The sequence below is a fragment of the Mycobacterium sp. genome (assembly GCF_050701675.1).
Lineage (GTDB): Bacteria > Actinomycetota > Actinomycetes > Mycobacteriales > Mycobacteriaceae > Mycobacterium.
In genome coordinates, this window is the sequence record NZ_JBOGDD010000754.1 from 1 (window position 1) to 9,525 (window position 9,525).

At 67.7% G+C, this 9,525-nt stretch carries 8 protein-coding genes; 3 read left to right on the forward strand and 5 right to left on the reverse strand.

The window, feature by feature from the left end; genetic code table 11:
- Positions 1–322 precede the first annotated feature (322 nt).
- Complete coding sequence (locus ACRDUX_RS23080) at positions 323–1,225, reverse strand: alcohol dehydrogenase catalytic domain-containing protein (protein ID WP_526416873.1); 903 nt, start codon at positions 1,223–1,225, stop codon at positions 323–325.
- A 96-nt stretch (positions 1,226–1,321) separates the two neighbouring features.
- Here ACRDUX_RS23080 and ACRDUX_RS23085 point away from each other — a divergent pair, with 96 nt between their 5' ends.
- Complete coding sequence (locus ACRDUX_RS23085; RefSeq protein WP_526416875.1) at positions 1,322–1,813, forward strand: MarR family winged helix-turn-helix transcriptional regulator; 492 nt, start codon at positions 1,322–1,324, stop codon at positions 1,811–1,813.
- A 224-nt stretch (positions 1,814–2,037) separates the two neighbouring features.
- On the opposite strand, the gene ACRDUX_RS23090 is transcribed toward ACRDUX_RS23085, so the two are convergent.
- Together ACRDUX_RS23090 and ACRDUX_RS23095 are read right to left on the reverse strand one after the other, a co-directional pair.
- On the reverse strand, positions 2,038–2,925 hold the full coding sequence (locus tag ACRDUX_RS23090) for a MaoC/PaaZ C-terminal domain-containing protein (RefSeq protein ID WP_526416877.1): 888 nt from the start codon (positions 2,923–2,925) through the stop codon (positions 2,038–2,040).
- Complete coding sequence (locus tag ACRDUX_RS23095; protein ID WP_526416879.1) at positions 2,922–4,286, reverse strand: 3-oxoacyl-ACP reductase; 1,365 nt, start codon at positions 4,284–4,286, stop codon at positions 2,922–2,924. Before ACRDUX_RS23095 ends, ACRDUX_RS23090 begins: the two co-directional genes overlap by 4 nt.
- Positions 4,287–4,465: 179 nt before the next feature.
- Between ACRDUX_RS23095 and ACRDUX_RS23100 the strand changes: the two genes are divergently transcribed.
- Positions 4,466–5,767, forward strand: coding sequence for an acetyl-CoA C-acetyltransferase (locus ACRDUX_RS23100; protein WP_526416881.1), 1,302 nt, complete (start codon positions 4,466–4,468; stop codon positions 5,765–5,767).
- Between the two features lie 112 nt (positions 5,768–5,879).
- On the opposite strand, the gene ACRDUX_RS23105 is transcribed toward ACRDUX_RS23100, so the two are convergent.
- Positions 5,880–7,001, reverse strand: a complete 1,122-nt coding sequence (locus ACRDUX_RS23105; protein WP_526416883.1) for a TDT family transporter — start codon at positions 6,999–7,001, stop codon at positions 5,880–5,882.
- Between the two features lie 92 nt (positions 7,002–7,093).
- On the opposite strand from ACRDUX_RS23105, the gene ACRDUX_RS23110 reads away from it, so the two are divergent.
- The gene (locus tag ACRDUX_RS23110) at positions 7,094–8,020 is read left to right on the forward strand and encodes a TIGR03564 family F420-dependent LLM class oxidoreductase (RefSeq protein ID WP_526416885.1); all 927 of its coding nucleotides are present in this window, start codon (positions 7,094–7,096) and stop codon (positions 8,018–8,020) included.
- Here the strand turns inward: ACRDUX_RS23110 and ACRDUX_RS23115 are convergent, their stop codons facing one another.
- Positions 8,021–9,514, reverse strand: coding sequence for an alpha/beta hydrolase (locus tag ACRDUX_RS23115; protein WP_526416887.1), 1,494 nt, complete (start codon positions 9,512–9,514; stop codon positions 8,021–8,023).
- Between the last annotated feature and the right edge of the window lie 11 nt (positions 9,515–9,525).

Consider the following 9,525-nt stretch of genomic DNA (forward strand, 5'->3'; position numbering starts at 1 on the left):
CTTTTCGACGGCGCACCGGTATGCAAGACGCGAATCCGCACCGCGGTGCCGGTGTTTTCGCGGTGCGACCGCCTGACGATGACCACCTCTAGCTGACGAACTTCACCGCTCCTGCCCGTCATCGCTACCATCTCGGCGTGTCCGCCCCCATTCAGCAGCACCGGGTACCGACACTGTCGCCGACTCGCCGCCTGACTCGACGTCCCGAGAGTGCCGGACTCATTACCCCGAATCGGGTTGCAGATCCGGCACTTTCGATTGCGCTCCTTGGGGCGTCGCAACGTGATTTTGACGGAACTGCGAGAAGTGGTTGCGCGCGTGCTCAGGTCAGAGTGGCGACGATCTTGCCGGCGCCGCTCTCGGCCAATTCGTGCGCCTCCCGAATGGAGGCAAGGGGCAGTACGCGGTCGACGCGAGGGGTGTACAGGCCGCGCCGGCCAAGGTCGGCTGCGCGTTCGAGGAGTGCGGAGTCATTGACGGCGTTCACGGTGCGGACGCCCAGCCGCCCGGCTCCCTCCGCGTCGCTGACGGTCACCACGCGAGAGGCGTCGCCGACGATGGCCACCAGATCCGGTAACGACGCGGACGGCGCCGCATGAAAGGCGGCATGGACGCCCTCGGGCGCCAGAGCGGCGACGCGTTCGGCCAGCCCCGGTCCGTAGGTCGTCGCCACGGCTCCGAGGTCGGTGAGGTACTGATGATTCGCGGGTCGGGCAGTGCCGATCACCCGAGCCCCGGCGGCCAGCGCGAAAGATGCTGCGGCGCTTCCAACGGCGCCTGAAGCGCCCTCGATCAGTAGTGTCCGACCGGTCAGATCCCCGAGCGCGTCGATCACGCCTGCCGCAGTCGCGGAGGCAAGCCCCGCGGCGGCCGCCTGCTCTATGGACCACGTGGAAGGCACGACGCTCCATGCCGTCAGCACCGCGAATTCCGCCGTGGTGTCACTCACGCCACCGAGACCGAAGACCAGGTCACCGACTCTCGCGTTCGACACACCCTGGCCGACTTCATCGATGAGTCCGGCGGCGTCGCGTCCGGGTATTGCCGGGAGCTCCAGCGGAAGCACCTCCTGCAGGGCGCCGCCACGCAGCAGGTAGTCGATGGGGTTCACACTTGCCGCTTGCACCGTGATGCGAACCGAGTTCGCCGCGGCGTGAGGTTCGGCGGCCTCCTCGACGATCAGCACGTCGGGGTCTCCGTACCGATGAAAGCGCGCAGCCCGCATCAGGGCCTCCAGTCTCGTTGCGCAAGGCATTTCCTTGCTGCGGAAAGTAACTTACGCAGAAATGCTTGCCGCGGCAAGTTTAGCTAGACTGTGCAGATGCGCGATGGGGAGCGATTGTCGGCTCAAGAGGACCGCACGTGGTCCTTGCTCGTCGGGGTCATGATGTGGTTGCCGGCCGAGCTGGATGCGTACCTGGAGCGCGTTGCAGGACTCAGTCATGCGGAGTACCAGGTCTTGTGGTGGCTGTCGCTCAACGAAGAACGCGAGGTCCACATGACCCGTCTGGCCGCCACGGCCAGCGTCACCCCGTCCCACCTGTCGCGGATCGTGGCCCGGCTCCAGACGAGGGGCTGGATCGCCCGCAGCACCGACCCCAGCGACGCCCGCAGGACGCTCGCACGCTTGACCAAATCGGGTGCGGCCGTCGTGGCCGGCGCGGAGCCGGGGTACGCCGCCGAGGTGCACAGACACCTCTTCGGACACCTGACCTCTGCTCAGGCCCGACAGCTCGAAGACATCACCGAGGCGGTCTTGAACCAGCTACGACCCGATTGCATGGGGCTACTTCCGCCCCGGTCATCGCGGTGAGGACTCGCCGCACGAGCTTCACCCCCGCCACCTGGCAGCGGTTTGACACCAGGGTCGCACATTGGTGACGTCGACGTATTACGTTGCGTCACAAGGTGTCGGCTTCGCGACACCGGAGTTGATGAGGCCGGCCTGCTACCCAGTCATGACTCGGGTCCGGGACCGATGGCGACGCCGAGGTCCACGAGGCCGCTGAGCTGATGATCAACCTGCTCGCGGGGGTGCTAGAGCGCGGTGACTGATCCCGTCAGGTGTGGGTAACCCTTGGATGGATTGCGCAGCGCCAATTCCCAGCCCTCTGAGACGCGGTCGACGTAGAGGTTGACGCGGGCAGGCAGCAGCACCGGCTTGCCGAACCGCACCGAGTACTTCACCGCGTCGGGGAACTGGCCCTCGATGTTGGCCAGTACGGCTGCGGCGCTGAACATTCCGTGCGCGATGGAGGTCGGGAAGCCGAAGAGCTTCGCGCCGATCGGGCTGGTGTGGATCGGGTTGTGGTCGCCAGCGACGGAGGCGTAGTGGCGGATCTGACCCGGCGTGATGTGTAGTACCGCGTTCGGCGGCGGCAGCTTCGAGGTCTTCTTCTGCTCCGGCTTGGCTTCGTCGGAGAGACTGGTCCGCTGCTGGTGCAGGAACGTCGTCACCTGGTGCCACGCAGTCTCGTTGCCGACATTGACGTCGGTGATCAGGTCCACGAGCAGGCCCTTGCGATGCTCCCTGAGGTTCTCCGCGTGCACCTTGACGCCGACGGTGTCGGTGACGGCGATCGGCTGGAACTGGGTGATGTGGTTCTCGACGTGTACCGATCCCAAAGCGGTGAAGGGGAAGTCGAAGCCACTGACCAGTGACGTCACCGAAGGGAACGTCAGCGCGAACGGATAGGTCAACGGGACGGAATCGCCGAATCGCAGTCCCGTCACCGCGGCGTACTCGGCGACGTTGGCCGGGTCGATCGCCAGCTCTTCGACGGTGACCGTCCGGTTCGGCACCGTGTCGCCGCGCGAGACGAACGGCAGCGCGCCCGCCACGGCCCTGGCCATGTTGCGCAGCCCACTGGGCTGAGTCCCGGCCTTGTCCCCGGTTGCTTCGTTCCTGTCCACCGTCACGGTCATGCTCCCAACATGGCTTGGCCGCAGACCCGAATGGTGTTGCCGGTGACCGCATTCGAGGCCGGGCTGGCGAAGTAGGCGATCGCCTCGGCGACGTCGACGGGCTGGCCGCCCTGGAACAGGGAGTTCAGCCGGCGGCCCACCTCGCGGGTGGCCAGCGGGATCGCCTCGGTCATCTTGGTCTCGATGAACCCTGGCGCCACGGCGTTGATGGTGATGCCCTTCTCGCCGAACACCGGCGCGAGAGCCTGCGTCATCCCGATCATGCCTGCCTTGGTGGCGGCGTAGTTGGTCTGTCCGCGGTTGCCTGCGATGCCCGCCATCGAGGACAGCCCGACGACGCGGCCACCTTCGCCGATCGTGCCGTTGTCCACCAGCCCCTGCGCCAGCCGTTGGGGGGCAAGCAGATTCACCGCGACGACGGAGTCCCAGCGTCCCTCGTCCATGTTGGCCAGCAGCTTGTCGCGGGTGATGCCGGCGTTGTTGACGAGAATGTGAGCCTTGCCGCCTGAATGATCCGAGTAGTGCTCGCGCAGGTGTTCGGTGATGCGGTCGACCGCGTCGGCGGCGGTGACGTCGAGGGTCAGCGCGGTGCCGCCCACCTTGGTCGCCGTCTCGGCCAGCGCCTCGGCGGCGCTATCTACGTCAATCGCCACCACCTTGGCCCCGTCGCGGGCGAACACCTTCGCGATCTCCGCGCCGATGCCCCGCGCAGCGCCGGTTACCAGGGCAACCTTGCCGTCGAGTGGCTTGTCCCAGTCGGCGGGCGGGACCGAGTCCGAGGCGTCGACGTAGAACACCTGCGCGTCGACGTAGGCGGACTTCGCCGACAGCAGGAACCGCACCGTCGACTCAAGTCCGGTGGCCGCGGGCTTGGCCTCCGGTGAGAGGTAGACCAGACCGATCGTCGCGCCCCGTTGCAGCTCCTTGCCAAGAGAACGGGTGAAGCCCTCGAGCGCGCGCTGGGCGATGCGTTCGTCGACGCTGCCCGTCGCCTCCGGTGTCGTGCCGATCACGACGATGCGTCCGGACGAGCCGATGTTGCGTAGCAGCGGGGTGAAGAAGTCGCGAAGCGCCTTGAGGCCCTCGGGGGAGGTGATTCCCGTGGCGTCGAAGACCAGTCCGCCGAACGTATCGGCCCAGCGTCCGCCGAGGTTGTCACCGACCACGTCGTAGTCCTCGGCCAGCACCGCTCGCAGCGGCTCGGCGACACGACCCTCGCCTCCGATCAGCAGGGCGCCTGCCAACGCGGGTTCCCCCGCCCGGTAGCGGCGCAAGGTCTCGGGCTGCGGGACGCCGAGTTGCTTGGCCAGGAACGAACCCGGACCGGAATTGACCACTTGAGAGAACAGGTCGGTAGCCACTGCGCTGCCTTTCGGTGAGAAACGGGATACAGAACGGGTACGTACGAATGGGGTGTACCCGCATCCGAAGCAACTGTCGTATCGCTCACGAACTTACTCCAGAGTAAGAACGGTGGGTAGTATGACTCTCGACACGTGGAAGTCCCTCGTCGGGGCACTGGACGGCATTGGAGTAGATCGTGGCAGACAACAGGGCGACGCGCCGCGTAGCCATTCTCGGCGGTAACAGGATTCCCTTCGCGCGCTCCGACGGCGCGTACGCCAACGCGTCGAATCAGGACATGTTCACCGCCGCCCTCGGCGGTCTCATCGACCGGTTCAACCTCAAGGGCGAGCGTCTCGGAGCCGTGGTCGGCGGAGCGGTGCTCAAGCACAGCCGCGACTTCAATCTCGTGCGTGAGTGCGTGCTCGGCAGCTCCCTGTCGCCCTACACCCCCGCGTACGACCTGCAGCAGGCGTGCGGCACCGGCCTGCAGTCGACCATCGCGGTGGCCAATGGCATCGCGCTTGGCCAGTACGAGGTGGCGGCGGCAGGAGGGGTCGACACCACCTCCGATGCGCCCATCGCCTTCGGCGACGATCTGCGCAGGGTCCTTCTCGGTCTGCGCCGGGCGAAGTCGAACGTCGACCGGCTCAAGCTCGTGGGCCAGCTCCCCGCGGCCCTCGGCGTGGAGATCCCGACCAACGGTGAACCCCGCACCGGCATGTCGATGGGTGAGCACGCCGCCGTCACCGCCAAGCAGATGGGCGTCAAGCGCGTCGACCAGGACGCGCTCGCCGCGGCCAGCCACCAGAACATGGCCGCCGCCTACGACCGCGGCTTCTTCGACGACCTCGTCAGCCCGTTCCTCGGTCTCTACCGCGACAACAACCTGCGCGCCGACTCGACGGCGGAGAAGCTGGCCAAGCTCAAGCCGGTGTTCGGCGTCAAGTTCGGCGACGCGACCATGACGGCGGGCAACTCCACACCGCTGACCGACGGCGCCTCGGTGGCCCTGCTGTCGACCGACGAATGGGCGGCTGAGCGCTCGCTGCCGGTTCTTGCGTACTTCGTCGACGGTGAGACGGCCGCGGTCGACTACGTCAACGGCAACGACGGCCTGCTGATGGCGCCCACCTACGCGGTGCCGCGGCTGTTGGCCCGAAACGGGTTGACGCTGCAGGACTTCGACCTCTACGAGATCCACGAGGCCTTCGCGTCGGTGGTTCTCGCGACCCTCGCCGCCTGGGAGTCCGAGGAGTACTGCAAGGAGCGCCTCGGCCTGGACGGAGCACTGGGCGGCATCGATAGGTCCAAGCTCAACGTCAACGGCTCGTCACTTGCGGCGGGTCACCCGTTCGCGGCGACGGGCGGGCGCATCGTGGCGCAACTGGCCAAGCAGCTGGCCGAGAAGAAGGCCCAAACCGGTAAGCCGGTGCGGGGTCTGATCTCGATCTGCGCCGCCGGCGGGCAGGGCGTCACGGCGATTCTGGAGGCCTGAGCAGCGGGTGTAACGCCCCAGAACGAGCAGTCGATACGTGTAGTAGCTCCGTGTTGCCGTCTAACCCCCCGACCCGACGGCAACACGGGGCAACCTCTTTTCTGAGCCCTCGCTAGCCAACGGGCGGATCCTTCTTCGCCTTCACCGGCCCCGCGTTGGGTGGCGGTGGCGCGAACAGGCTTCCTCCCACGCTGCCGCGCGCCGTCCGCACGGCCACCAACCCCCAGGTGCACAACAGCCCGGCGTACGCGACCACCGCGGCAACCCGGAAGGCGGGCAGTCCGGTGTGCACGGCCAGCTGTGTCGTGCCGGTGACGAACGTCCCGACCGGGAAGGTCAGGCTCCACCAGGTCAGCGCGAAGGGCATGCCGCGCCGCAGGGTGCGCAGCGTCAGCTCGGTGGCCAGCACGATCCACAGCAGCGCGAATCCCCAGACGGGCACGCCGAACAGGACTGCGAAGACGTTCATGCCGCTCGCCAGCTCGGGTGGCACCGCCAGCGCCGCGACGCCGCCGAGCAGACCCGCGGCCGTGATGCCCTGGCCGAGCGGGCCGAGCACGATCCACAGCGTGGGTACCCGGGCCGTCCCCGACGTGCCGTAAAGAGCGAGCCTGCTCCAGATCATGCTGATGATGATCAACGCCGCGAACAGCGACAGACCGAACATCGCGTAACAGCCGTACAGCATGGTGGTGCGCCCGGTCCCTGGCTGCATGTGCGGGATCAGCAGCGCGCCCGCCGCGGCGGAGACCATGGGCGGCACGACCGGCATCAGCCAGCCGCCGAATGCCGCGTCGGGCTCGACGTTGTGCTGGGTGAACATCAGGTACGGAATGGTTGCCGCGGTGAAGAGGCCGCCGATCGTGCCCGTCGTCCACAGCACCCAGGCCAGGTCGACGGCGATGCGCATCCCGATCAGGTCCTTGCCGATCAGGATCGCCCCCGACCCGACTGTCATCAACGCCATCGGGGCGGCCCCGTAGAAGTGGGCCATCTGCGGGTTGCGGGGATGACTCCGCGCCACCGTCCGGTGCCGGAACCACTGCACGGTCACCGCGATGACGAGCACCACCAGCAGCAGGGTGGCGACCACCCACACCACGCGCGAGAACACGTGCAGTGCGGGGACGTGGATCGGCAGCGTCGCGCCTGCCGTCGCCACGATCCCGGTGCCCATCACCGAGGCGAACCAGTTGGGCCCGAAATTCTGGAGTCGGGCCGCTTCTGTCGTCATGCTTGGCATTGAACACCTTGAACACCCATGCGCCTGCGATCGGTCGTCGTGATTCGATGTAGGCCGGGCGAACGCAAGGGAGCGTGCCAGTCATGCGGGTCAGCATTTTCGGACAACTCAGCGGAACGGGTGTCGACAACCCCGTCGACGCCTGCGTGGAGAACCTCGCGATGTTGCGCGAGGAGGGCTTCGGTCGGCTCTGGATGAGCCAATTGCCTTACGAACCGGACCTTCTCACGGTGCTCGCCGTCGCGCTGCGCGAGGTCGACGACATCGAGGTGGCCACCGGCGTCGTCCCCATCCAGAATCAGCATCCGATGCAGATGGCCCAGCGGGCGCTGACCGTCAGCCTCGTCTCGCACGGCAGGCTCATCCTCGGGCTCGGCATGACGCATCAGGCCGTCACCGAGGGCATGTGGGGCATTCCGTGGGACAAGCCGGTGCGCAGGCTCAACGAATACCTCGACGGGCTGCTGCCGCTGCTGGCCGGTGAGCCTGCCAATGCCACGGGCGAGACCGTCACCACCCGCGGTGCGCTGATGATTCCCGGCGCACCAAGGCCCGACGTGTACATCGCGGCGCTCGGACCACAGCTGCTGAAGATCGCAGGACGCCGCACCGCGGGCACGTGCACCTGGATGACGGGACCCGAGACGCTGGCCGGCCACGTGGGTCCGTCGCTGCGCCAGGCGGCCGCCGACGCGGGGCGGCCAGAGGATTCGGTCCGGGTGGTGGCCGCCCTGCCGGTGAGCGTCACCGACGACGTGGACGGCGTCCGCAAGCAGGCCGCCGAGCAGTTCGCGATGTACGGCGTCCTGCCGTCCTACCGCGCCATGCTCGACCGCGAGGGGTATGCCGGACCGCAGGACGCCGCGATCATCGGCGACGAGGCGACGGTCGGGGATCGGCTCGCGCAGCTCAGCGCGGCAGGCGTCGACGAGTTCGTCGGCGCCACGTTCGACGCGTCCATCGAGGGACGGGCCCGCACCCGCGCGGTGCTGCGCGCGCTCGACGACTGATCAGCGTCCCGCCGGGGCAAGGGGTACCGGGGCGGCCGCTGGGCCACCGGCAGGTGCGACCTCAGGCACCGGTGAGCCGGCGGGCAGCGGGACGGCCGGAACACCGGGCGTGTGCACCGCCCCGAACAGCCATGGCACTGCCGCGGTGAAGACCTGCGTCGCCAGCGGCCAGTCGTGCCGCCCCGTCGTCGGGACGACGGAGCAGTTGATGCCCTGAGCGCGGCCAAGGCCACACAACGTGTTGGCGGCCTCGGTCTGGTCGCTCTGCATGCCCTGCGCGTCGCGCCCACCGAGGCCCACAGCGTCATCGCCTCCACTCATCTTGTGCTGGGTCGGCTTGTCGGTGGAGATGGCGAACCACCCCGACACTCCTTGATAGGGCCCGTGTTTGGCCATCACGGTCGCCGGGTCGAACTGCGCCCACTCGGTGGCGTTTCCGCCGTAGAGCCTGGCGATCGTCTGATCCTTGGTGCCTGCGTTGGGCCCCGTGTCGCCTGCGATGTCGAGGAAGCTGCTGAACAGTTCCGGGTGCATCACGGTCAGGTCGACTGCGCACGTGCCGCCCATCGACCAGCCAACGACACCCCAGTCGGCACTGTCGCTGCTCGTCCCGTAGTGCGAGTTCACGTACGGCACGACGTCCTTCGTCAGGTGGTCCGCGACGTTCCCACGGACCCCGTTGACGCACTCGGTGTCGTTGTTGAACGATCCGCCGGAGTCGACGAAGACCATCACCGGGGCGTTGCCGCCATGCGCAGCGGCGTAGCCGTCGACGATCGACATGGCGTTACCGGTGCGGAGCCAGTCGGCCGGAGTGTTGAACTCACCGCCGATCATCATCACGACGGGGAGCTTGGGCGGCGGGTTGCTGGCGAACCACTTGGGCGGCAGATAGACAAGCTCGGTCCTGTGCTTGAAACCCGATGCGGCCGACGGGATGTCAACCGGGACGACGCTGCCGTGGTCGAGGACGGTCCCTGCCTTCTGCATCGCGGCGATGGTGGCCGCGTCCGTCTCGTCGGGCAGCGGTCCAGCGGTCAGCTGATTCCACGCGACCTGCACGGTGGGGAAGTAGCCCACCCACGTGTTGAGGGCCAGGCCGGTGCCGAGCAGGCACAGGGGGACGGCCGCGACGGTGGCGACCCGTCGCCACTTGATGCCGCGCCACCCAAGAACCAACGCGCTGAGGGCGAATCCCGTCAGACCCGTCCATATCCAGAGCGAGTCGGGAGCCGGATCGCCTGCCATTCCTTGGGAGTCGACGTACCAGTGCGCCCACGCCGCGACCGCCAGCCCGACCACGACCGACACCGGAAGCCACACGAAACGCCACCGGCGCGTCCGCCAGCCGATCGCCACGACCAGCACGATGACGGCGATCGCCTGAAGCGTCAGCGGCAGCCAGCCTTGCAGTAGCGACAGCCCGTGGCGGTAGTTCGCGGGCGCGTCGGCGGCCAGGAGATTCACGGCGACGGAGACGTGTGGAGCGGGCACCGTTACATGGT

Coding starts and splice junctions, on each gene's coding strand:
- ACRDUX_RS23080 (WP_526416873.1), bottom strand. CDS start 1,225: ATGCGGGCTGCGCGCTTTCATCGGTACGGAGACCCCGACGTGCTGATC.
- ACRDUX_RS23085 (WP_526416875.1), top strand. CDS start 1,322: ATGCGCGATGGGGAGCGATTGTCGGCTCAAGAGGACCGCACGTGGTCC.
- ACRDUX_RS23090 (WP_526416877.1), bottom strand. CDS start 2,925: ATGACCGTGACGGTGGACAGGAACGAAGCAACCGGGGACAAGGCCGGG.
- ACRDUX_RS23105 (WP_526416883.1), bottom strand. CDS start 7,001: ATGACGACAGAAGCGGCCCGACTCCAGAATTTCGGGCCCAACTGGTTC.
- ACRDUX_RS23110 (WP_526416885.1), top strand. CDS start 7,094: ATGCGGGTCAGCATTTTCGGACAACTCAGCGGAACGGGTGTCGACAAC.